The sequence below is a fragment of the Vreelandella azerica genome, from assembly GCF_013112225.1.
Lineage (GTDB): Bacteria > Pseudomonadota > Gammaproteobacteria > Pseudomonadales > Halomonadaceae > Vreelandella > Vreelandella azerica.
In genome coordinates this window covers 665,620-687,597 of the sequence record NZ_JABFHI010000002.1, presented here as the reverse complement: position 1 = coordinate 687,597, position 21,978 = coordinate 665,620, and the positions used below count along the sequence as shown (strand labels likewise).

At 57.1% G+C, this 21,978-nt stretch carries 18 protein-coding genes and 6 pseudogenes; 6 read left to right on the top strand and 18 right to left on the bottom strand.

Translation table 11 applies throughout. The features are described from left to right. Positions 1–71: 71 nt before the first annotated feature. Positions 72–1,727, bottom strand: coding sequence for a polysaccharide biosynthesis/export family protein (locus HLB35_RS07255; RefSeq protein ID WP_171702047.1), 1,656 nt, complete (start codon positions 1,725–1,727; stop codon positions 72–74). A gap of 80 nt (positions 1,728–1,807) precedes the next feature. Further along, positions 1,808–2,173: a DVU3141 family protein gene (locus tag HLB35_RS07250; RefSeq protein ID WP_171702046.1), complete on the bottom strand. Its 366-nt coding sequence runs from the start codon at positions 2,171–2,173 to the stop codon at positions 1,808–1,810. 491 nt (positions 2,174–2,664) lie between these two features. On the opposite strand from HLB35_RS07250, the gene HLB35_RS07245 reads away from it, so the two are divergent. Beyond that, complete coding sequence (locus tag HLB35_RS07245) at positions 2,665–3,537, top strand: glycerophosphodiester phosphodiesterase family protein (protein ID WP_171702045.1); 873 nt, start codon at positions 2,665–2,667, stop codon at positions 3,535–3,537. Between the two features lie 36 nt (positions 3,538–3,573). Then, positions 3,574–3,813: a DUF1289 domain-containing protein gene (locus HLB35_RS07240; protein ID WP_171702044.1), complete on the top strand. Its 240-nt coding sequence runs from the start codon at positions 3,574–3,576 to the stop codon at positions 3,811–3,813. A gap of 70 nt (positions 3,814–3,883) precedes the next feature. Here the strand turns inward: HLB35_RS07240 and HLB35_RS07235 are convergent, their stop codons facing one another. Both HLB35_RS07235 and HLB35_RS07230 read right to left on the bottom strand, forming a co-directional pair. Further along, positions 3,884–4,372 carry a glutathione peroxidase gene (locus HLB35_RS07235; RefSeq protein WP_171702184.1) on the bottom strand — a complete coding sequence of 163 codons (489 nt, stop codon included), beginning with the start codon at positions 4,370–4,372 and terminating at the stop codon, positions 3,884–3,886. A 94-nt stretch (positions 4,373–4,466) separates the two neighbouring features. Continuing rightward, the gene (locus tag HLB35_RS07230; protein WP_171702043.1) at positions 4,467–5,084 is read right to left on the bottom strand and encodes a LysE family translocator; all 618 of its coding nucleotides are present in this window, start codon (positions 5,082–5,084) and stop codon (positions 4,467–4,469) included. Positions 5,085–5,255: 171 nt separating this feature from the next. Here HLB35_RS07230 and HLB35_RS07225 point away from each other — a divergent pair, with 171 nt between their 5' ends. Then, a complete protein-coding gene (locus HLB35_RS07225) occupies positions 5,256–5,978 on the top strand; it encodes a YebC/PmpR family DNA-binding transcriptional regulator (RefSeq protein ID WP_171702042.1) in 723 nt (240 codons plus the stop codon). Positions 5,979–6,011: 33 nt separating this feature from the next. Continuing rightward, positions 6,012–6,431 carry a type II toxin-antitoxin system HicB family antitoxin gene (locus tag HLB35_RS07220; protein WP_171702041.1) on the top strand — a complete coding sequence of 140 codons (420 nt, stop codon included), beginning with the start codon at positions 6,012–6,014 and terminating at the stop codon, positions 6,429–6,431. Positions 6,432–6,446: 15 nt separating this feature from the next. Here HLB35_RS07220 and HLB35_RS07215 read toward each other — a convergent pair whose 3' ends face one another. From HLB35_RS07215 to HLB35_RS07160, 13 genes and pseudogenes are all read right to left on the bottom strand, one after another. After that, the gene (locus HLB35_RS07215) at positions 6,447–7,202 is read right to left on the bottom strand and encodes a DUF429 domain-containing protein (protein ID WP_171702040.1); all 756 of its coding nucleotides are present in this window, start codon (positions 7,200–7,202) and stop codon (positions 6,447–6,449) included. Next, the gene (locus HLB35_RS07210; protein WP_171702039.1) at positions 7,202–8,029 is read right to left on the bottom strand and encodes a mechanosensitive ion channel family protein; all 828 of its coding nucleotides are present in this window, start codon (positions 8,027–8,029) and stop codon (positions 7,202–7,204) included. The genes HLB35_RS07215 and HLB35_RS07210 overlap by 1 nt, the downstream gene beginning before the upstream one ends. A gap of 8 nt (positions 8,030–8,037) precedes the next feature. Then, positions 8,038–8,754: a hypothetical protein gene (locus HLB35_RS17075; protein WP_235937024.1), complete on the bottom strand. Its 717-nt coding sequence runs from the start codon at positions 8,752–8,754 to the stop codon at positions 8,038–8,040. Between the two features lie 190 nt (positions 8,755–8,944). Next, positions 8,945–9,205 carry a hypothetical protein gene (locus HLB35_RS17070; protein ID WP_235937023.1) on the bottom strand — a complete coding sequence of 87 codons (261 nt, stop codon included), beginning with the start codon at positions 9,203–9,205 and terminating at the stop codon, positions 8,945–8,947. 126 nt (positions 9,206–9,331) lie between these two features. After that, a pseudogene (locus tag HLB35_RS07200) lies at positions 9,332–10,338 on the bottom strand (zinc-dependent alcohol dehydrogenase family protein). A 21-nt stretch (positions 10,339–10,359) separates the two neighbouring features. After that, entirely contained in the window at positions 10,360–12,279 is a 1,920-nt protein-coding gene (locus HLB35_RS07195; RefSeq protein ID WP_171702038.1) for an ABC transporter ATP-binding protein, read from the bottom strand. A gap of 45 nt (positions 12,280–12,324) precedes the next feature. Beyond that, the gene (locus HLB35_RS07190; RefSeq protein WP_171702037.1) at positions 12,325–13,197 is read right to left on the bottom strand and encodes a PA4780 family RIO1-like protein kinase; all 873 of its coding nucleotides are present in this window, start codon (positions 13,195–13,197) and stop codon (positions 12,325–12,327) included. A gap of 37 nt (positions 13,198–13,234) precedes the next feature. After that, positions 13,235–14,633: pseudogene (gene dbpA, locus HLB35_RS07185) on the bottom strand (ATP-dependent RNA helicase DbpA). A 103-nt stretch (positions 14,634–14,736) separates the two neighbouring features. Continuing rightward, a pseudogene (ybaK, locus tag HLB35_RS07180) lies at positions 14,737–15,202 on the bottom strand (Cys-tRNA(Pro) deacylase). A 36-nt stretch (positions 15,203–15,238) separates the two neighbouring features. Continuing rightward, positions 15,239–15,904 (bottom strand): alpha/beta hydrolase, encoded by a 666-nt coding sequence (locus HLB35_RS07175; protein WP_171702036.1) that lies wholly within the window; start codon positions 15,902–15,904, stop codon positions 15,239–15,241. A gap of 175 nt (positions 15,905–16,079) precedes the next feature. Further along, positions 16,080–16,286, bottom strand: a complete 207-nt coding sequence (locus HLB35_RS07170) for a cold-shock protein (protein WP_171702035.1) — start codon at positions 16,284–16,286, stop codon at positions 16,080–16,082. A gap of 191 nt (positions 16,287–16,477) precedes the next feature. Further along, positions 16,478–18,142, bottom strand: coding sequence for a GMC family oxidoreductase (locus tag HLB35_RS07165; protein ID WP_171702034.1), 1,665 nt, complete (start codon positions 18,140–18,142; stop codon positions 16,478–16,480). A gap of 26 nt (positions 18,143–18,168) precedes the next feature. Then, positions 18,169–19,677: a CoA-acylating methylmalonate-semialdehyde dehydrogenase gene (locus HLB35_RS07160; protein WP_171702033.1), complete on the bottom strand. Its 1,509-nt coding sequence runs from the start codon at positions 19,675–19,677 to the stop codon at positions 18,169–18,171. 153 nt (positions 19,678–19,830) lie between these two features. Here HLB35_RS07160 and HLB35_RS07155 point away from each other — a divergent pair. Further along, positions 19,831–20,762 (top strand): annotated as a pseudogene (locus tag HLB35_RS07155) (LysR family transcriptional regulator). 46 nt (positions 20,763–20,808) lie between these two features. Continuing rightward, positions 20,809–21,446 (top strand): annotated as a pseudogene (gene msrA, locus HLB35_RS07150) (peptide-methionine (S)-S-oxide reductase MsrA). Between the two features lie 5 nt (positions 21,447–21,451). Here msrA and HLB35_RS07145 read toward each other — a convergent pair. Then, positions 21,452–21,912, bottom strand: a pseudogene (locus HLB35_RS07145) (phosphatidylglycerophosphatase A family protein). Between the last annotated feature and the right edge of the window lie 66 nt (positions 21,913–21,978).

The following is a 21,978-nucleotide window of genomic DNA, read 5'->3' as shown; positions in this document are numbered from 1 at the left end:
TGAGTGGTGAGTGGTGAGTGGTGAGTGGTGAGGGCTTAGTGATCACCATTCACTTTTCACTATTCACAAAATTAAAGATCAACCGCGACGCGGGTGGCGACGGCGATCTGGAAAAGTATCTGCGTGAGCGTTGAGGCCAGCTGCAGGTTGTGGGTCGGGGCGGCGGGCATCACCAGGATTTCATCCCCTGGGCGCAGCGCAGAGGTGCTGGCGTTGATGACGGCACCGTTCTGGCGTACTAGCAGGATCTGGTCGTCATCCGCCCGGTTGGTAAAGCCACCGGCACTTTGAATGTAATCCATCACGTTCATACCCGGCTGATAGACCGCCGCCTGGGGCACTACCACCTCACCGCTGATCAGTACGGAGTCGCTGATTTCCGGGATGGTAATCACGTCGCCATCCTGCAGGCGGATATCGGCGATACCGTTTCTGCTAGCGACGACCAAGCGGCCGCTGGGCTCCAGCTCTCGGGCGCGGTTGACGAAATCCTGAATCAACTCCGCTTCCTGGGCGCGTACCTTAGCTTCTTCATTGGTGCTGGAAGGCGCGCTGAGATAGGTGGTTTCCAGCCGGCGCAGGCTGTCTTCCAGCGACTGTTCCTGTTGCTTGCGTACGCTTTCACGCTGTAGCGAGATACTCTGCACTGCGGTCATGGTTTCTGGAACGGCAATAGCGTCCAGCAACTCGTTAAGGCGCGCATCGCGGGGCAAGGCGTAACGGGAGGGCCCGTAGTAGCTGCCTTCCACCTCAACGACGATGGTTTCATTGCGTTTGTCGGCACTGAACATGACTTCGTCGCCACTGCGCACCGTCTGCTCGGCAAACAGGTCTATCGGGAAATAGTTGGCGATTGGGCCATCGTCACGGTTACCGCGCAGCAATACATGGGAAACGCCGCTCTGGGTACGTGCCAGATTCAGTATTTCAGCGCCGTTGAGCTGATTACCCAACAACTCGTAGCGATGCTCGCGGTGTACATCACCGGTCACGGCAATCGCCGGGCCGCGCTCTTGCACTACGATGGTGTCGCCATCGCGGAACTGCGGGCGTGGAATACTTCCAGACAGCAGGAAGTCATAGAGATCCACATTGGCAATCGTTTCGTTATTACGCTTGATATGGATCTGGCGGTAGCTGCCCAGATCCTGATCAATGCCGCCGGCTTGGTCGAGAAAATAAAGCAGCGAATCGTTGGGCGTACCGGCATAACGACCGGGGTTCTCCACATTGCCAGTGACAAACAGGGCCACAGGCTGTACACCCTGAAGGTTGGTGTAGACCTCGACGCTATCCGAATAGACCGCTGTAATGGCTCGACGCACAGCGTTATCCACCTGCTGGCTGTTCTGGCCTTCAATATTGATCGGGCCGATGCCGGGCAGAAAGATATTGCCTTGTGCATCCACAGGCAAGGCGCGGTCAAGCTCGATGGCACCCCAGGCGCGCACAGTGACCTGATCACCGGGTTTGACCTGATAGGCGGGGTTTAACCCCTCTCCCATAGCGCCACGAAAACCGCCGGTAAACAGGTTGGCACCGAAGGGTGGCAGGCCGTCGATCATGGTTTCACGCTCGCCCTGAGGCACTGGCCCGTAGGTGCCGCTGCGCCAGTCGGCGCGGGGCGTATCCTGCACCTGCTGTGAAGACTCGCCGCTGTCTTCGGGCAAAATGTTATCTGGCAGGCTGATGGATTGCGACCAAGCGGGGGTACTGAGAATTGTCATGCAGCTGATCGAGGCGGTAAGCGTCAACCTTGCAAGCCGAGTATGAAGCGCGCTTGAGTGTTCCTTTATATTCAGCATCTTTATAGCGTCCGTGAGGTTGATTCAGTGATAACCCGCTGGTTCACCCAGCCGTTAGCTGCCTGGCAAACCAACGCTTCCCGCTGGGGCTGCTGACTGCCCATGATTTCCAAACGGCGGCATTCACGGCCACTGGCTGCCATATAGGGCTGGCCAGCGGCAACATCAACGCCTGGCCCCCAGGGGCTGTCGGCCAGGTTGATGACGCTACCCGCCGGTGCCTGTTCGAGAAAGCCGTTCAGGTTGGTGTCTTGAATCGGCGTGGCGGAGTCTTGATTGAGTACATAACCGGCAGAGGATGCAGCACCTTGAGGGTATTGGGTGGCACAACCGCTAAGCAAAACAACGCCGGTGGCCACCAGCCACATGGGTGCTGAGGGCCATGAAAGGCGCGATTGTAAAAAACTGGATCTTGATAAGCTGGATTTTAGAGAATTAGCAGAAAATGACATGACGATACCCTAGATTCAGACACGCTACCGCCCCGGGATTGAAACGGGCATATTCCCTTGCCCAACCCCTGCGCGCTGTAAAAAAAACTGAAAATGCCTCATGAATCACAGGCAATACGGGTTATTGTAGGCCATTCACTGGCCAGCCTCTACGTGGACAAGGGTTATACATTTACCGACCACACAGTATTAACGCTTTGTTTGCTTTGTAGGAGATTTGCGTCAGGAGGCTTTTAAAAAAATTAATACTAATGTAAAGCAAAATGTGAAGAAAAATTAACAATTCAGGCAGTAAAGCACAACAGTGTCTTCAGTTTTCTTCGGATAGCTTCCTTGTTTCAGATACGGTTTTTGAAACCATCCTGATTCTTCTCAGTTTGCCCTGCCCCCGGACCGAGAGCATTCTTATGCCACATTTTTTGCGCCATTTGCCATGGCTGATACTGGTTACCGCCACCGCTAATGCGGACACAGAAGCACTGGAACAACAATATACCGACCTTGAAAGCTTTCAGGTGATTGCTCACCGAGGCGCCAGCGGCAATGCGCCGGAGAGCACACTGCCCGCTCTGGAACTTGCCCACCGCTCTGGCGCGGATTACCTGGAACTGGATATACAGCTCAGCGCGGACGGGCACCTGGTGGCATTTCATGACCGTGAGCTGCAACGCACCAGCAACGGTGAGGGTCGAATCAATGATTTTGATCTTGAAACACTGCAGCAGTTGGACACCGGCAGCTGGTTCAATGCAGCCTACCCTGACAAGGCCAATGAAGGTTTTGTCGGGCTGCCTATTCTGTCCCTTGAAGAGGTGTTCAAGCGCTTTGGCCATGATGCCCGCTATTATCTGGAAACCAAGGCGCCTGACCAGAACCCTGGGCTGGAAGCGGCCCTGGTCGACATGCTGGAGCGCTTTGAGATGATTGCAGACGGGCGGGTCATCGTGCAGTCGTTCAGCCGGGAAAGTCTTTTGGCCCTGCGTGACCTGCGGGCAGATTTACCCTTGGTGCAACTGCTGTGGCTGCCCGCAGATGATATGCCGCTCGACCTAGAGGCACTCGGTGATATCACCGACTATGCCTTGGGTGTTGGGGTTAATTTTCGCGCCGATGAAGAGATAGTCTTGACGGAAAACTTCATCGAGACTGCCCAGACCCACGGCTTGAAAGTGCATGTTTACACCGTGAACGAGCAGGAAGACATGCAGACGTTGATCGACTGGCGTGCAGACGGGCTATTTACCGATTACCCTGAGCGCCTGCTGGAACTGACAGAATGATTCTGGCGCTCTTTCGACTTAAGGAACCTATTACTGATGGCTGATAATACGGCGATTAACACTGTTCAAGTAGTCAACTCTGAGCGGGCAAGACCGCTTTCCCCCTGCGTACAGATTTGCCGTGTTGATTCGGCCAGCCAATGCTGCGAAGGCTGCGGTAGAACCCTGGATGAAATTGCCAATTGGGGCAGGATGAGCGAAGCGGAGAAAGCCCCTATCTGGGAACGCTTGGAAGCTGATGGATTTGTGAATAAAAGGGGGTCAGATCCAAATTAATTAATAGACATCTTGACCAAGCAAAGAAAACGGCACAATTAATTTTGGATCTGCCCCCTTTTATTTAAGTTCAAAACGGCTCATCGAGCGCCTGTTCAAGGGCCTGACGGAGAGCTTGACCGTGGTCTTTGGGGCCGAAGCGGGCAATCACCCGGCCATCGCGGCTGACCAGGAACTTGGTGAAATTCCATTTGATACTGCGGGTGCCCATCACACCTGGCGCTTCTTTCTTAAGGTGTTCAAACAAGGGATGGGTATGACGCCCGTTGACGTCGACTTTTTCCATCAGTGGAAACGTCACACCGTAGTTTTCCTCCCCAAAAGCACAGAAGTCCTTGGCACTTTCCGGTGACTGACGGCCAAACTGGTTACACGGAAACCCCAGCACGGTGAACCCATGATCACGATAGCGCTGGTAAAGGGCTTCCAGCTCCTTGAGCTGCGGGGTAAAGCCGCATTTGCTCGCCACATTGACAATCAGCAAGACCTGCCCGCGCAGCACGCGCAGGTTGAAAGGCTCGCCGAGATGGGTATAACAATCCTGATCGTATAGCGACATGGCCACCTCGTTAGCGTTGACAGTACCCCGGGGCACGAGAACATCTTCTATTGCTACCTTGCCATGCAGCACAACACGGCGCCACCTCTGATTCTTACCAAAGGGGTCCAGTGACTACACGCAGGGCCAACGCTATCAGCATGACGCCGGTGATCCGGTTGATCCAGTGGGCGCGCTGCTGCAGCCAGGGCAGCACCCGTGAATGTGAAAGCACCAACGCCACCAGCACATACCAGCCGCCATCAATGATCATCGCCGTTAGTACGATGATTGCCTTGGCGGTGACGCTCATTTCCGGCGATACAAACTGGCTTAAAAGCGCCACGAAAAACAGGATCAGCTTGGGGTTGCCAAGGGCGACCAGCACCCCTTCACGAGCGGCCTGGGCCGTAGTAGTAAGTGCTGCTCCGGCCTGGATGGCCCCAGAACGCCCTGCCTGAAGGGCCTTGATGCCCAGCCAGGCCAGGTAGGCCGCCCCACCCCAGGTCACCAGCTGAAATGCCAGTGGAAAGCGCGCCATCAGGGCGCCAAGCCCCAGCACGGTCAACAGCGCATAGAAGCCCACGCCGAAGGCATGGAAGATACCAGCGGTGACGCCGGGCAGGCGCCCGCCGCCCAGGGTGTGGCGTAGCACCAACGCCAGGCTTGGCCCGGGTGACATGGCGCCCATGGCGCAGATAGCAGCCAGCGACATCCACAGCGTTAATGGCATGAGGCATCTCCTTGGGTGATGGCAAACGGGTCGCACAGTCTAGCGCAAAGCACGCGCAATAACGCTGTTAGCCTAACCGCTTGTGACGTAAAATCGTGCTTTTTAACGTGGCGCCCCAGCAATATTTGATATGACCGGGCAGCGATAAATCAACCAACACAGGAGTGTACTATGGGTAGGGCGTTTCAGAACCGTAAAGAATCCATGGCCAAGACGGCCGATGCGAAAACCAAGGTTTACAGCAAATACGGGCGCGAAATTTACGTCTGCGCTAAGGCGGGCGGCACCGACCCACAGGCTAACCTGAGCTTGCGCGGCCTGATCGAGCGCGCCAAGAAAGACCAGGTGCCTTCCCATGTGATTGATAAAGCGCTTGATAAGGCCAGCGGCGCCGGCGGTGAAGACTTTTCACCTGCCCGCTATGAAGGCTTCGGGCCAGGCAATGTCATGGTGATTGTGGAATGCCTGACCGATAACCCTAACCGTACCTTCGGGGATGTACGCGGCTGCTTCACCAAGACCAAGAGCAAGATTGGCACCCCCGGCAGCGTCAGCCATATGTTTGATCACTGCGCCATTTTCACCTTTGCCGGTGAAGACGAAGAGGCGGTGCTGGAAACCCTGATGGAAGCCGATGTGGATGTTACCGACATCGAGCAGGAAGACGGCAAGATTACCGTCTACGCGCCGCATACGGATTACGCCAAGGCCAAGCAGGCGCTGTTGGATACCTTCGGTGAGATCGACTTCGAGATGGATGAAATCCAGTTCCTACCGCAAACCACCACCCCGGTGGAAGGCGATGACGTGGCCATGTTCGAGAAAATGCTCGATATGCTCAACGATCTGGATGATGTCCAGAACGTTTATCACAGCGGCGAGTTTCCGGGGTAAGAACGACTGCCCCTTGCTCACGGAGATCATTCCATGTTGTTTCCTATTGCGATTGAACGCGGCGATAAAGACCATGCCTTTGGGGTGGCTGTTACCGATTTGCCGGGATGCTACTCTGCCGGCGACACCTTTGAAGAGGCCATGATCAACGCTAGAGAAGCGATTGAAGGCTGGCTGGAGGTAGCTGTGGAGATGGGCGATCCGATTCCGCAGGCAACGTCTATCGACGAGCACATGGATAATCCGGATTTTGCTGGCTGGGTCTGGGCCGTTATCGATGTGGACTTGACCCCTTTTCTGGGTAAAAGCCATAAAATTAACGTCACTTTACCTGACCTGCTGCTCAAGCAGATTGATGACTTTGTGGCGCATCACCCCGGCGACAAAACGCGTTCAGGTTTCCTCTCCCGTGCTGCCATGGCAGAACTTGCCAAAGCGCGTAAACTAGCTTGAAAAAGTCCTTGAGGTTTATGCCAACGCATCCTCAGGTACAAAAATCCAGCCTTCTGCATTGGGCATGTTCGTGGGCGGCCAGGCCAAGTTGTCGGGGGCGTGGTTGAGGCTCCAGGCGACCAGGGCGCATAGCCAGGCGTCCTGAAGATCCTGCTGGCGGGGTTTTGGTGCATGCTGCAACGCTTCTTCCCAGTCGCCCAATTGGCAGCGTTCTTGCAGCGCCTTGAATTGCCGGGAACGTTTAGCGGGCGAGGGATAGCCTTCCACCGCCGTGATGGCCCCGCAGTGGCTTTGCCACTGGCCGCAGGTGATGATTTGCGGTGCAAAACGCGCCAGCAGGTGCATTCCCTTGGTGGCTTGACTGCCAATCATGTCCTTGATCGGTGATAGCGGCGTCACGCCACGGGCAAACAGCCAGCGTTCCGTTTCGCGGTAAAGGTAGGGGTTATCCTGTGAGCTACCCAGTTCCGCCACCGGCTCGCTCCGGCACAGCGCCAGCAGGGCCTCGGGAAACGCTAGGGGCGTATCAATCGCCATTACTAGCTGTTCGTCGCCACGGGCCGGCTGCTGGCAGAGTGCCAGCAGCCGATTAATCAGCTCCCGCGGCGTGGTGGCGGCGTTCAAGGTTTCGCGCAGGTTGCCCCGCCAGGGCTGGCCGACCAATGCTAGCGATTGATCGACAATCACCAGCGCATCCCGGCTGGCCGGATTTTTGTCGCAGTTCCAGCCACCTACATCCCAGCCCAGGTAGAGTACATTTTTAGCTGTCATTAATGTCTATTTTCCTGCGAATCCATCGTTGCGTCTGGAGGTAATAGCGCTGGGGTTACGCCAGCCGCGCTTAACACCTGTTTACCACGCACGGTCAGATCAGTGATAAACAGAAATTGCTGGCGCGGGTCGACCGGGTAAGCCCGAATCCGATAGTGAGTGCCCCAGGGTTTCTCTTCCGCTATGACGGTAATTGGCTTGTCAAACTTAAGATAGGCGCTGGTCAGTGCCACATCTCGCAACGCTTTCAGCACCCAACCTGCCTGATGCGCCGGATGTAGATAGAAACTCACCACGCATTGCAGGCTGACGCCACCATTGTTGGCGTTGTAAATAGCCGAGTTCCATAACTTGAGATGCGGCATCGCCACAAGATCATCATCCGGCGTCTGGATTTCTACCGTGCGCATTCCGACATGTTTTACCTCACCGTACACCCCTTCAATATTGACCCAGTCACCTGGACGGTACGGCAACTCAATGGCTGATACGACCCCGGCGATCAGGCTGCTGACGTAATCCTTCATGGCAAAACCAATAGCCAGACCCGCGGCTCCCAGCAGCGTCACCATATTATGTAGCGAGGGCTCGATCACAATCGGAACAATGACAGCCAGGGCGGTTATCAATATCAGCAGGCGGGTAAGTGGCACCAGGGCAAACACGCGAAACCGCAACTGACCATGCAAGCGATTAGCCAGCCAGTTAAGCGCCCACTGGCTGGCAATAATCAGCACTACCGTGCTGGCCAGGACACTCCCCAGGGTAATCAGCGCCTGGGTATCAATATCGTTAAACAGCCGGGCATATTGTTCTTGTTCGTCCATCCTGGCTCCTAAAGCACATCGGTCAGGTAATGTCTTGATTCCAGCAGCTGTCTCACACTGGAATAACTTAATGGCGCTACTTGCCAGCGTCCCTCGGCACTAACAAGAATCCCTTGACGCGTCAGCGAAAATCTTGCGCTCAATGCTTCATGGTGTGAAAACGGCAGCACATGGCCCAACGCCTGATCATCAAGGCCCCCATGAATCAGTAACGTATGTAACAACAGCGTTGCCACATCACTCGTGTCAGCGGGTAGTTCAGCTTCTGCCAACACATCTAGCAGCCATAGGGACTGTTCACCCTGCTGATCCGGGCGGCTGGCAGGTTGGCGCAAACGGTTTCGCCAGTAATGCCAGGCAATGCCTAAATGCCCCCGACAATGGGCGGCCAAGCGCTGCAGCTCTTTATAATGAGTTGCTGACGCCTTTTTGCTGACGCCTTTGTCATGGTTGGCTAGCACCTGTTTTCCCGTGCGAGTGCTGTACACCGCGGGGCAAGGGTCGCTGGCTGGCAAGTTGGCGAAATAGTTGGCAAGGTGCTTGCCTTCCATTGCCTGCAGCGTCACCGCCGGGATTCCCTCCAGGCCGATCACCTGCTGCAAATAGGCATAAGCCCAGCTGTCACAGCCGATGATTCCTTTACCTAGACGACCACTCAGGGTGCGTTCGATCAGCTCACGTATTCCCAGCAGGCCCATTGAGTGACGTAAAAAATAGCGTTCCAAGGCTGGCGTAGCCCAATAATGCTGATGACAACTTTGTTCAACCCATGCCAGGCAGCCATGAGTTAAATCTTTAAATCCGGGCACAGGCAGGCATTTGACACCTTGTTGCTCTGCCCAGTGGCTGACCACCGACTCATGCCCCCATGGGGAGGTGAGACAAATATAATGAGCGGTGCCTCGGGAAATCTTTTCATGGCCCGGTCCAGCGTTTCAGCGGCTGGCGTCCAGTCAATGGGGGAGCCCAGTGAGACAATGCCACTTCAGGCAACTTGCGCAACTCACTTTCCCGCTTGGCCTGTCGTTGGGATGCTTGTTTGCCGACCACCCTGGCAGTCGCTGCTCGCCAGCTGCGACGCCACTGACTGGTCTGGGTTTTTTCAGGGAGTTGGAATTCGTCCAGCGCCACTATGCTCCATGGCGATAACTCGTCTTTTGTCTGCAGTTCCGCCATGAGAGGTTTTGCGTCCAATAATGAAAAGGGCAACACAGCGCTAACAGAATACATCAAACCCGCACAAAAACGGCCATCAATATGGCCGTTTTTGACTAGCGGATTTTTTGCGGATTACCCGCATGCTCAGAACGTCAGGCAGATCTTGCCAAAGTGCTTGCCGGCTTCCTGATGGCGGAAGGCGTCGGCGATCTCGGCCAGCGGGAATTCGCGGTCGATGATCGGTTTCAGGCCGTTGGCGTTAATCGCACGAATCATCTCGATCTGGTCGCGACGGCTGCCGACAATCAGGCCTTTCAGAGTGGCCTGTTTGGCCATCAGTTTGATGGTCGGGATATCCCCCTGGCGGCCGGTGAGAATGCCGATCAGGGCAATGTGCCCGCCGATTTTCACCGCATCAATGGATTGCGGCAGCGTACCTGGGCCACCCACCTCAACGACATGATCCACGCCTTCGCCGTTAGTCAGCTCCAATACCGCCTTGCCCCATTCGGGCGTGGTCTTGTAGTTGATGACGTGCTCAGCCCCCAGTTCTTTCAGGCGTTCAAGCTTTGCATCCGAGGATGAGGTGGCAATCACCTGCGCACCCATCATCTGGGCAAACTGCAGGGCAAAAATCGAGACGCCGCCGGTGCCCAGCACCAGCACGGTGTCACCGGCCTTGATACCGCCATCCACCACCAGAGCGCGCCAGGCAGTCAGCCCTGCGGTGGTCAGGGTCGCGGATTCGGCGTGACTGTAGCCTTCGGGCTGATGGGTGAAGGAAGTGACCGGCGCTACCACCTGCTCGCGGGCATAGCCTTCAACGCCATCCCCTGGGGTAGTGCGAAAATCTGCCACTCGGGCCGGACCTTCCAGCCAGCCGGGGAAAAACGTCGAGACCACTGCATCGCCGACGGCAAATTCACTGACGCCCTCGCCCACGGCGTCAACGATACCCGCGCCATCCGACATGGGAATGCGGTTTTCCTCGGTGGGAATCATGCCCGCGGCGACGGCGTAGTCGTGGAAGTTGAGTGAGCTGGCATGCAGGCGAACGCGGATTTCCCCGGGCCTGGCTCACCGGGGGCGGCGATATCGGCCGGGGTCAGGTTGTCCAGACCGCCGGGCTGCTTGAGATGAATCGCTTGCATGCTTGATCTCCTGTTGAACGTTTACTGATCTGCCTGAATTATGTGGGGGTTATCATCGTTCACATCAAGGCCGATAAAGCCACCGGACTGGCGCTGCCATAGGCGCGCATAGATACCGTTTCTGGCCAGCAGTTCCTGATGGGTACCGCTTTCCACCATGCGCCCTTCATCGACGACAATCAAACGGTCGAGCATGGCAATGGTCGATAGGCGGTGGGCAATGGCAATCACCGTCTTGCCTTCCATCAGGGTTTCGAGCTGTTCCTGGATAGCGGCTTCGACTTCGGAATCCAGCGCGGAGGTTGCTTCATCCAGCACCAGAATCGGCGCGTTCTTGAGCAGCACCCGAGCAATGGCAATCCGCTGACGCTGGCCGCCGGAGAGCTTGACGCCCCGCTCGCCCACGTGGGCATCCAGGCCGCGCCGCCCCCTGGGGTCAACCAGCTCATTGATAAAGCTGTCGGCGTGGGCGCGGCGCACCGCCTGCCAGATATCCTCATCCGTGGCCTCCGGGCTGCCATAGCGGATGTTGTCGCGCAGTGAACGGTGCAGCAGCGAGGTATCCTGGGTGACCATGCCGATCTGGTGGCGCAGCGACGCCTGGGTGACTTCGGCAATATTCTGGCCATCAATCAGGATGCGCCCGCCCTGCAAGTCGTAAAAACGCAGCAGCAGATTGGCCAGGGTGGATTTACCTGCGCCAGAGCGGCCAATCAGGCCGATTTTCTCACCGGGTGCGATGCTCAAGCTGAAACCGTCAAAGACGTTCTTGGTCTCGCCCTGTTTTTCTTCGACCCCGGCTTGGGCGTATTCAAAGCGCAGGCTGTCAAAGACGATCTTGCCCTGGGGCACCGTCAACGCCTGAGCATTGGGCGCTTCCTTGACCGTCGGCTCCTGAGCGATGGTGTTCATGCCATCCTGCACGGTGCCGATGTTTTCAAACAGCCCGGCCACTTCCCACAGTATCCAGTCGGACATAAAGCGCACCCGCATCACCAGGGCAATGGCGATGGCCAGCACGCCCAGCGAGATCACCTCGAAATACCAGGTGGTGATCACCATGGCCGCCATACCCACCAGCAGCAGCGTATTGAGCAGCGTCATCACCACACTCAGCAGAGTGACCAGACGCATCTGACGATGCACCGTGCCCATAAAGCCCTGCATGGCGTCCTTGGCGTAGCCGAGTTCACGCTGGGTATCGGCAAACAGCTTGATAGTCTGGATATTGCTGTAGCTGTCCACCACTCGGCCGGTCATCTGAGCACGGGCATCCGCCTGGGCCATAGAGATATCCCGCAGGCGGGGGATGAAATAGCGCATGATCGCCAGATAGCCCACCAGCCAAAGGCCCAGGGGCAGTACCAGCCACAGATCCGCTTGAGCCAGCAGGTAAACTGCGCCGGTAAAATAGACGATGGCGTAGACCATCAGATCCATCACCTTGGTGACGGTTTCGCGGATGGCCAGGGCTGTCTGCATGACCTTTTGCGAGACGCGCCCGGCAAACTCATCCTGATAGAAGGCCAGGCTCTGGCCAAGCATATGGCGGTGGGAAAGCCAGCGGCCAATCATCGGGTAGTTGCCGAAAATGCTCTGATGGGTGATCAGTGCCTGCCCAAGCACCAGCAGCGGCAGGCCAATCAGTACGGCAACCCCGGTGCCGACCAGCCAGCCTCCGTTGGCGGCCCAGAAATCCGCGCGCTCCACCTCGCCCAGCCAGTCAACCAGCTTGCCCATGGTACTGAAAAACACCACCTCGGCAGCCGACACCAGCGCCGTTAATACGGACATGATCAGCAGAAGCGGCCAGACCGGGCGGGTAAAGTGCCAGATAAAGGCAAACAACCCCTTAGGCGGGGTTGTCACGACATCATCCGGGTAGGGGTTGACCCGCGATTCGAAATAATCGAAGGCGGCGGTCATCAGGCGTTTGAGCATGCTAGTGCCTCGTGTGGATGCGTGTTGATAGGGCTCGCTTCCCACTCAATAGCTGGGGGCATCCGGGTCGTCGTCATCGCCGCGTATGCGCGCTTGGCGTTCGGCCTCTTCTTCCTTGGCGTCGTCAATCACTTCCATCAGTTCGTCAACGTCGGCAATATGGCTGTCCAGCTCGAAATACCCGGTCAGCTGGCGATCAGGATGCAGCTCACCGGATTCATACAGGGCCCACATTTCCTTGGCGTAGTGGGTGTCGAGCAGCTCCGGCGCGAAGCGGCCAAAATAGGCGCGCATATTGTTGACGTCGCGCTCCAGCATGGCTTCGGCGCTGTTATTGCCAGCGGCATCCACGGCCTGGGGTAAATCGATAATCACCGGGCCATCGGCATCCACCAGCACATTGAACTCGGACAGGTCGCCATGGATCAGCCCGGCGCAGAGCATCTTGACCACATCCTCAATCACCTTGGCGTGGTAGGCCAGGGCCTGTTCATGGGTCAGGGTGACGTCATCCAGACGCGGGGCCACATGGCCATCGGCTTCGGTGATCATCTCCATCAGCAGGACGCCATCCACAAACCCGTAGGGCTTGGGCACTCGCACATCCGCAGCGGCCAGCCGATACAGTGCATCCACTTCGGCGCTGAGCCAGGCCTGTTCCTGCTCTTTCTGGCCGTAACGGGTTTTCTTGGCCATGGCTCGCGCCCGGCGGCTGTTGCGCTCCTTGCGCCCTTCCTGGTACTGCACCGCCTGCTTGAAGCTGCGCTGCTTGGCCTCTTTGAACACCTTGGCACAGCGCACCTCCTCACCGCAGCGTACCACGTACACCTGGGCTTCCTTGCCGCTCATCAGCTGAGTCAACACTTCATCAATGAGGCCATCATCCAAGAGTGGTTGTAATCGTTTCGGGGTTTTCATAACGTGCTGAAATAGCTCCTGTATGACAGCGTGAGCATTAATGGCGTATGCGGCGCACGCGGAAGACGCGGCCCTTGATTCTGTCGCGTTCCAGCTTGTCCTGGGCCTGTTGAATGGCGCTGCTGGCTACGGCCACATAGGCACTGCGCGCCAGCACCTTGATCTTGCCAACCTGATCGCCACGCAGCCCACCTTCACCGGTCAGGGCGCCCAGAATGTCGCCGGGGCGCAGCTTGTCTTTTTACCGCCCGCCAGCTGTAGGGTCGCCATTGGCGGCTCAAACGGCACCGCGCTTTTGGGCCTGGGCAGAGGCTCGGTGGTAATCGGCTGTTCCAGCAGGCCTTCCAGGCGCTCCAGCCGGTACTGCTCCTCCTGGGCGAGACCAGGGTACAGGCAATGCCGCTGGCACCTGCGCGGCCGGTGCGCCCTACCCGGTGAACGTGGACATCCAGCTCGCGGGCAATCTGGTAGTTGAAGACCGCATCCAGCTGAGCAATATCCAGGCCGCGGGCGGCCACGTCGGTGGCGACCAGAATCGAGGCGCTCTGATTGGCAAACAGCACCAGCCGGCGGTCGCGGTCTTTCTGTTCCAGATCGCCGTTCAGCGCCACAGCGCTGAAACCGGCCTGGGTTAATTGGTCCGCAACCGCCTGGGTTTCACGCTTGGTGTTGCAGAACACCACGCTGGTGGCCGGTCGATACACCAGCAGCAGCTGTTTCAGCGCGGCAAAACGCGCTTCTTCGTTGGCCACCTCGAAAAAGTGCTGCTCAATAGTCGTGGCATCGTGAACTTCCGCCACCTTGACGGTGACCGGGTCGCGCATCACGCCGCGGGTCATGGCCGCCAGCCCGCCTGAGGCCTGCTCATCCGGGAAGGTGGCACTGAACAGCAGCGTCTGGCGGTCAGGCGGTGTTTCGGCAATGATATCGTCGATAGTCACCTGAAAGCCCATATCCAGCATGCGGTCAGCTTCATCCAGCACCAGGATGTTAAGCGACCCAAGCGTCAGTGAGCCCCTGCGTAAATGCTCATCAATTCGCCCCGGGGTGCCCACAACGATATGCGCGCCGTGTTCCAGAGACGCCAGCTGCGGCCCAAAGGCCGCGCCGCCGCAGAGTGTCAGCACCTTGACGTTGGGCAGACCGCGGGCCAGGCGGCGCAGCTCTTCAGCCACCTGATCCGCCAGCTCTCGGGTGGGGCACAGCACCAGCCCCTGCACGGCAAAGGCGTCCAGGCGCAGCCCTTCCAGCAGCGCAAGCCCGAAGGCCGCCGTCTTGCCTGAGCCGGTCTTGGCCTGGGCCAATACATCACGCCCCGCCAGCATGGGTGGCAGGCTCTCGGCCTGTACCGGGGTCATGGCGTGATAGCCGAGGGAGTTCAGATTGGTTAATAGCGCAGGAGATAGCGCAAGCGATGCAAAAGAAGAGTCAGACACGAATTTTCCTGAAGGGGTTGGCCCAGCAAACCGATAGTATAATGCACCATACCAGAAACTGGTGGCGCCTGCTGTGCTGCAAGCCCTCTTCAATGTCAATGGATTACATCGCCAGTGGCACAAAGCGTGCATCGGTCAAGGCAGCCAGGTCGCCCGGCGCCAGCTCGATTTCAAGCCCGCGGCGCCCGGCGCTAACGTGAATCGTCGCATGCTGCTGAGCAGTTTCATCTATAAAGGTGGCAAGGCGCTTTTTTGCCCCAGCGGGCTGACGCCCCCAGCACGTAACCGGTGGCGCGTTCCACTTCAGCGGGGTCGGCCATCACGGCTTTCTTGGCACCAGCTGCCCGGGCTATCTGTTTCAGGCTGAGCAGCTGGGTCACCGGCAGAATACCAACGGCCAGCTGCTTGCCATCCAGCTTGACAATCAAGGTCTTGAACACCTGCTCCGGCGGCAAGCCGAGTTTCTCTGCGGCTTCCAACCCGTAGGAGGCAGCACCTGGATCATGCAGGTATTCATGCAGGGTACAGGCAATTCCAGCAGTTCTGGCTTGCTCCAGGGCAGGCGTCATGATGGCTGTTCTCCGACAGGCAGGCGTCAATAACCTTTAGCTTAAACGCTGCGTCAGCCATTGGCCAATATCACTGACCTGCTGGGGGCAAAGCGCATGGGCCATAGGGTACTGACGATAGTTAACGCTATAACCCAAGCCCTTGAGACGATCTGCCCCACTGCGGCCCAGGCTTTCGGGCACGACCGGGTCGAAATTGCCATGATGCACTTCAACCTCGATATCCCGGTTGGCATCGGCCAACTCGATGCTGTCAGCGGTCGCAAAATAGGTCGACAGCGCCAGCAGACCGCCTAGCGGTTCCGAGAAAGACAGGGTGGCATGATAGGCCACCGCCCCGCCCTGGGAGAACCCGGCCATAATGATGCGGCGACTGTCGATGCCCTGTTCCATCTGCTCGCGAATCAGGCCCTGAATGCGTTCCGCAGATGCCTTGAGCTGACCTTCATCTACCCGCCGATCCAGATCCATGGCGAGAATATCGTACCAGGCGGGCATCACCATGCCACCGTTGATAGTTACCGGGAGGCGCGGCGCATGGGGCATGATAAAGCGGACATTGGCATCCTTGGGCAGCGAAAGCGCTGGCACCAACGGTTCAAAATCACGCCCATCGGCGCCCAGGCCATGCAGAATAAACACACAGGCATTCGCGGGCTGCCCATTTTTGGGTTCAATAATCAACTCACCCGGCTCGCTCATTTCCAACTCCTTAAAAATCAAAGGCTACAGATTAGCGTAAAGTGACACCAACAGCGAGGCCAGGGTCTGTTGATGAAAAATGAAAAATCAAAAAGCACCCACACAAAAAACCCCGCCTAGGCGGGGTTTTCTATCACGCTAGCCTGTAGCTAACGGATAACGTCAAAACGGGCGTTTAGTCCACAACTTTAACGTTAGAAGCCTGAAGGCCTTTCTTGCCCTGAGTCACGTCAAAAGAAACCTTTTGACCATCCTGCAGAGATTTAAAGCCATCAGCCTGAATTTCGGAGAAGTGTACGAACAAATCGTCGCCGTTGTCTTCCGGAGAAATGAAGCCGAAGCCTTTAGTGTCGTTGAACCACTTTACAGTACCAGTTGCCATGATCGAAATCCTCGATGAAGCGAATTAATTAAGCCGGGGTAATACCCGAATTGCAGTGGGTAGAACAAGAAACTTTCACCAGACTCAACGCTTAAGGCGCCTTAATACTGCTGACAACGTTCGACTTGCTAACCAACTGTGTTCATGGTGCGCACAATTTTTACGCACGTCAAGATTAAGGTTAAAAAATGTCAGGCAGATAAAGCGTCATCCATCATCCACCCTGCTGCTTTTTCGGCGATCATCAAGGTCGGCGAGTTGGTGTTGCCACTGGTAATGGTGGGCATGATGCTGGCGTCTACCACCCTTAAGCCTGTCACTCCTCTCACACGCAGTTTTGAATCCACTACAGCTGTCGGGTCGTCGTCGCGGCCCATTTTCGCCGTTCCCACCGGGTGAAAGATGGTAGTGCCGATATCCCCTGCCAGCTTGGCCAGATCGTCGTCACTCTGGTATTCAAGCCCCGGCTTGAACTCTTCCGGCTGATACCTGGCGAAGGCCTGCTGCTCGGCAATGCGCCGAGTGACTCGCAGTGAGTCTGCGGCTACTTTACGGTCTTCTGCGGTGCTCAGATAGTTGGGTTCGATGGCTGGGGCAGCTTGTGGGTCACGGCTTTTAATCTGCACGCGACCACGGCTGGTGGGGTTGAGGTTGCACACGCTGGCGGTAATCGCTGGAAAACTGTGTAGCGGTTGGCCAAACGCCTCCAGGCTCAGTGGCTGAACGTGGTATTCGATATTGGCGTGCTGGTACTCCTCCGAACTGCGGGTAAAGATACATAGCTGGGAAGGTGCCATACTCATCGGGCCTGAGCGCTTCAGCACGTATTCCAGACCAATCTTGGCTTTGCCCACCAGGGAGTTAGCCATGGTGTTGAGCGTTTTGGCTCCTTTCACCTTATATACCGAGCGAATCTGCAGGTGGTCCTGAAGGTTTTCGCCCACGCCGGGGAGCGCTGACACCACGTCAATGCCGTGCTGCTTTAATAGCTCGGGCGCACCAATCCCGGAAAGCTGCAGAATCTGCGGCGAGCCGATGGCGCCAGCGCTCAATACCACTTCCTTGCTAACGGTCACCTTCAAGGTGTTGTCTTCACGCAGCAGCTCTGCCCCTGTGCAGCGCGGTGTGCCTTCCTGAGACTCAAACAACAGCCGGTTGACGTGAGTGGAATGCCAGATCGTCAGGTTGGCGCGCTGTTTGATCGGCCGTAGAAATGCCTTGGAGGTATTCCAGCGCCAGCCTTTGCGCTGGTTGACCTCGAAGTAGTTGACGCCTTCGTTGTCACCGCGGTTGAAGTCTTCGGTGCGCGGAACACCCGCTTGCACTGCCGCCTCGGCAAAGTCATCCAGCACTTGCCAGCTTAAGCGTTGTTTCTCAATCCGCCACTCACCGCCGTGGCCGTGGTAGCGACGGTGCTCATTATCGCCATCGCCACCTTCGTCCAACCGGTAGTGATTTTCGTGTTTCATAAAGTCGGGCAGGCAGTTATCCCAGCGCCAGGCATCATCACCGGCCAGCTCGGCCCACTGATCGTAATCCCGTGCCTGGCCGCGCAGATAGAGCATACCGTTGATGCTGGAGCAGCCGCCCAGGGTTTTGCCGCGTGGGTAAATCAATGATCGACCGTTGAGCCCTTTATCGGGCTCGGTACGAAACAGCCAGTCCGTGCGCGGGTTGTTGATGCAGTACAGATAACCCACGGGAATATGAATCCAGTGGTAGTTATCCGGCCCACCTGCTTCAATCAGCAGCACTTTATTATCCGGGTTGGCACTCAGGCGATTGGCCAGCAGACACCCCGCGGTGCCTGCGCCGATCACGATATAGTCAAAATTATTGTTAGCAGAATGAGACATGAACAGGCTCCCGTAACGTAGCGGCGTTACTTAGCCGTTGGCATCACAAATTCAGCACCCGTGTCGATGGAATCTGACCAGCGCTGCATGATGGATTTCTGCTTAGTGTAGAAACGCACGCCCTCTTCCCCATAGGCATGCATATCGCCAAACAGGGAACGCTTCCAGCCGCCAAAACCGTGCCAGGCCATGGGTACCGGAATGGGGACGTTGATACCAACCATACCTACCTGAATGCGGCGGCCAAATTCACGGGCGACGTTACCGCTTTCGGTAAAGCAGCTGACGCCATTGCCAAACTCGTGGTCGTTGATCAGCTGAATCGCCGTGGCGATATCCGGCACGCGCACACAGACCAGCACGGGGCCGAAAATCTCTTCTTTATAGATAGTCATCTCGGGGGTGACGTGGTCAAACAGGGTACCGCCCATCCAGAAGCCACCGGCACAACCGTCGCCGGTTTGCTCGGCATCGAAGTCGCGGCCATCCACGACCAGCTCGGCGCCTTCTTCCACGCCCTTGTTGATGTAGCCGGTAATCCGCTCATGGGCCTGACGAGTAACAATCGGGCCCATTTCTGCATCCAGCTGCATGCCGTCTTTTACTTTCAGCGCCTTGGCACGTTCCGCCAGCTGAGCCACAACGCCATCGGCGACATCGCCGACCAGCACGGCCACGCTGATCGCCATGCAACGTTCGCCCGCCGAGCCATAGGCAGCGCCAATCAAGGCGTCCACGGCTTTATCCAGGTTGGCATCCGGCATCACCACCATATGATTCTTGGCCCCGCCCAATGCCTGAACGCGCTTGCCATGTTTGGCACCGCGCTCGTAGATCAGATTGGCAATTGGGGTGGAGCCAACAAACGACAGCGCTTTTACGTCTGGGTGATCAATCAGCGCTTCAACGCTGCCCTTGTCGCCCTGTACCACGTTGAAAACGCCATCCGGTAGCCCTGCCTGCTTGAGCAGATCAGCTATCATCAGCGAGGCGCTGGGATCAAGCGGGCTGGGCTTGAGGATAAAGGTATTACCGGTGGCAATCGCGACCGGGAACATCCACATCGGCACCATGACCGGGAAGTTGAACGGCGTGATACCCGCCACCACACCTAGCGGCTGGCGCATCGTCCAGTTATCAATCCCGGTGCTGACCTGCTCGGTGTAGTCGCCCTTGAGCAATTGCGGAATGCCACAGGCAAACTCGACAATATCAATTCCGCGCGCCACTTCGCCCTGAGCATCGGTAAACACCTTACCGTGCTCCTTGGTGATTGCTTCGGCCAGCTCATCCTTATGAGCGTTCAGCAGCTCCAGAAAACGGAACATCACCCGCGCCCGACGAATGGGTGGGGTATCTGCCCAAGCAGGAAATCCAGCCTGAGCAGCGCTAACGGCGCTGTCCACATCCTGGGGGCTGGCCAACACCACCTGGCCGCTCACTTCACCCGTAGCAGGGTTGAACACCGGCTGCGTCTGGGCATTTTCACCTGCGCTACGCTGGCCGTCGATGTAATGGGTAATGGAGACTGTCATGGCGCCCTCTTATAAAATTTATTTAAGCCTTGTTTGACATCTGACCGCTGGATGTCACTTTATGGCCAGATTAGCCGACTCAACGCCACAATCAATTGAGTTATTCAAAAGCCAGATATAAGTTTTATTAATATCATGGCCCTGGGGAACGTTATGCATGATTTAGGCACTTTGCGCGCCTTTGTGGCTGTGGCGCGCACCGGCAGCGTCTCTCGTGCGGCCCTACAGCTGCACCTGACCCAGCCTGCGGTCAGCCTCAAGCTTAAACAGTTGCAGGAACAGCTAGGGCTTAGCCTGTTTCAGCGCCGCCCCCAAGGGTTGGCGCTCACAGCCGATGGTATGGCCCTGTTGCCCGCTGCGGAGCAGGCCCTTGCCAGCGCCAGCGCCTTTTTGCAAACCGCACAGGCCCTTCACAACACGGTGCGTGGGCAGCTGAAAATCGGCACCATTGTTGACCCGGAATTTATTCGCCTGGGGGCTTTTTACGCCGCCTGATGGCCCGCGCGCCTCAGCTTGAAACCGAGTTGCATCACGGCATGAGTGGCAACGTGCTGGGGCATGTGGAAGCAGGTCGCCTGGACGTCGGTTTCTACCTGGCCCCACCCGGCGAGGGCACTGGGCACCAGCACCCGACGCTTGCCCACCGTGAGCTGACCCACTTTGACTATCACGTCGTTGCCCCACCTGGCTGGGAAAGCCGCCTGGTGGATACCCGCTGGGAGCAAATGGCCCGCCTGCCCTGGATTATCACTCCGGCGGATTCGGTTCACCACCGCCTGCTTGGCAAGGTGATGGCCGCCCACAACGCCGTGCCCAACCGGGTCGCCCAGGTGGATCAGGAAGCCTGCATGCTGGATTTGGTTCGGGCGGGTGTCGGGCTGAGTCTGGCGCGGGATGCTCTGGCCATGGCCGAGCGCCAGGAAAGCGGCCTGTGCGTTGCCCAGAATGTGCGCTTGCCCTGCGCGCTCAGTTTTATCTGGAAGCGCGAACGTCAGGCAGAGCCTGCGATTGAAACGGCCCTCAATACGCTTGAGGATGTCTGGACGCTTAACTTTTCTGACGCTGGCGGGAACTGTCAGCCATGAAACTTATCCATAGGCTGTACGCATCTTTCATATCAGTGGAGCTCATATGATTTTTTCTGCCACACCGGCGCTATCTCGCCGCGCGCTGCCCGTTCTCACACTGCTTTCTGGCGCCTTATTTGTACCCTCATTGGCAGCCGATGAATCAAGCAGCGCCGAGGCTATTTTTGCTGGCGGCTGTTTCTGGTGTATGGAGCCACCCTATGACGACCAGCCCGGCGTTGAAGCCACTATTTCGGGCTATATCGGGGGCGAGCTGGAAAACCCCACCTATGAAGATATTACCGGCGGCGAAACCGGCCACGCCGAAGTGGTCAAAATCAACTACCAGCCGGACGAAATCAGCTATGAACAGCTACTGGAAATCTTCTGGCGCAACATTGATCCCTTTGCGGTTGATCAACAGTTCTGTGACGTAGGTGATCAGTACCGCTCGGCCATTTTCTATCTTGATGATGAACAGCGCGAGCTGGCTGAAGCCTCAAAGCTGAGATGGAAGAACGCTTCGGGCGCGATATAGCCACCCAGATTGTTTCAGCGGATACCTTCTGGGAGGCGGAGGAATATCATCAGGATTATTATCAGAAAAACCCGGTACGCTATAAGTTTTACCGCTTCAGCTGCGGGCGGGATAATCGCCTGGAAGAAATCTGGGGCGACGAAGCCGGTGGTCCAACGTTCTGATTCTATTAGCGCGAAGAAGCCCTGAACCAGGTGGCAGGCAGCCACTTAAGCAGCAGCGCCAGTACGATAAAACTCACGGCGGCGGCCAGAACATCATCAAGCACGATACCCAGACCGCCGCCTGCCAGCTCAGCCAGATGGATGGGCGGCGGTTTCAGGGCATCAAAAAAACGGTAGATGACAAAGGCCAGCGCCATGACCCAGGGCTTACGTGCCGCGCTTACCCCCATCACCACCAACGGGAAGGCGACAATTTCATCGGCCACGATACTGCCATGGTCACTGCCACCTAACTGCGTAGACACCCCTGGCAAAGCGGTATGGCCAATATAATCAGCGCGCCTAGCGTTACCCATCCCACCGGGCGCGACTGTTTCAGCAGCCACCATGCCAAGGGAATGCCCAATAGCGACCCTATTGTGCCGGGCGCAACTGGCGAAAGCCCTGTTCCTAAACCAATAGCCAACCAATACCAAAGTGATTCCACCATTACTGACGCCTTCCCAGCAGTTGAAAACAAGCAGTTTAAAAC

Excerpts from the sequence above, each read along its gene's own strand:
- HLB35_RS07255 (WP_171702047.1), bottom strand. The coding sequence starts at position 1,727 with ATGACAATTCTCAGTACCCCCGCTTGGTCGCAATCCATCAGCCTGCCA.
- HLB35_RS07250 (WP_171702046.1), bottom strand. The coding sequence starts at position 2,173 with ATGTGGCTGGTGGCCACCGGCGTTGTTTTGCTTAGCGGTTGTGCCACC.
- HLB35_RS07245 (WP_171702045.1), top strand. The coding sequence starts at position 2,665 with ATGCCACATTTTTTGCGCCATTTGCCATGGCTGATACTGGTTACCGCC.
- HLB35_RS07240 (WP_171702044.1), top strand. The coding sequence starts at position 3,574 with ATGGCTGATAATACGGCGATTAACACTGTTCAAGTAGTCAACTCTGAG.
- HLB35_RS07235 (WP_171702184.1), bottom strand. The coding sequence starts at position 4,372 with ATGTCGCTATACGATCAGGATTGTTATACCCATCTCGGCGAGCCTTTC.
- HLB35_RS07230 (WP_171702043.1), bottom strand. The coding sequence starts at position 5,084 with ATGCCATTAACGCTGTGGATGTCGCTGGCTGCTATCTGCGCCATGGGC.
- HLB35_RS07225 (WP_171702042.1), top strand. The coding sequence starts at position 5,256 with ATGGGTAGGGCGTTTCAGAACCGTAAAGAATCCATGGCCAAGACGGCC.
- HLB35_RS07220 (WP_171702041.1), top strand. The coding sequence starts at position 6,012 with ATGTTGTTTCCTATTGCGATTGAACGCGGCGATAAAGACCATGCCTTT.
- HLB35_RS07215 (WP_171702040.1), bottom strand. The coding sequence starts at position 7,202 with ATGACAGCTAAAAATGTACTCTACCTGGGCTGGGATGTAGGTGGCTGG.
- HLB35_RS07210 (WP_171702039.1), bottom strand. The coding sequence starts at position 8,029 with ATGGACGAACAAGAACAATATGCCCGGCTGTTTAACGATATTGATACC.
- HLB35_RS17070 (WP_235937023.1), bottom strand. The coding sequence starts at position 9,205 with ATGGCGGAACTGCAGACAAAAGACGAGTTATCGCCATGGAGCATAGTG.
- HLB35_RS07195 (WP_171702038.1), bottom strand. The coding sequence starts at position 12,279 with ATGCTCAAACGCCTGATGACCGCCGCCTTCGATTATTTCGAATCGCGG.
- HLB35_RS07190 (WP_171702037.1), bottom strand. The coding sequence starts at position 13,197 with ATGAAAACCCCGAAACGATTACAACCACTCTTGGATGATGGCCTCATT.
- HLB35_RS07175 (WP_171702036.1), bottom strand. The coding sequence starts at position 15,904 with ATGAGCGAGCCGGGTGAGTTGATTATTGAACCCAAAAATGGGCAGCCC.
- HLB35_RS07170 (WP_171702035.1), bottom strand. The coding sequence starts at position 16,286 with ATGGCAACTGGTACTGTAAAGTGGTTCAACGACACTAAAGGCTTCGGC.
- HLB35_RS07165 (WP_171702034.1), bottom strand. The coding sequence starts at position 18,142 with ATGTCTCATTCTGCTAACAATAATTTTGACTATATCGTGATCGGCGCA.
- HLB35_RS07160 (WP_171702033.1), bottom strand. The coding sequence starts at position 19,677 with ATGACAGTCTCCATTACCCATTACATCGACGGCCAGCGTAGCGCAGGT.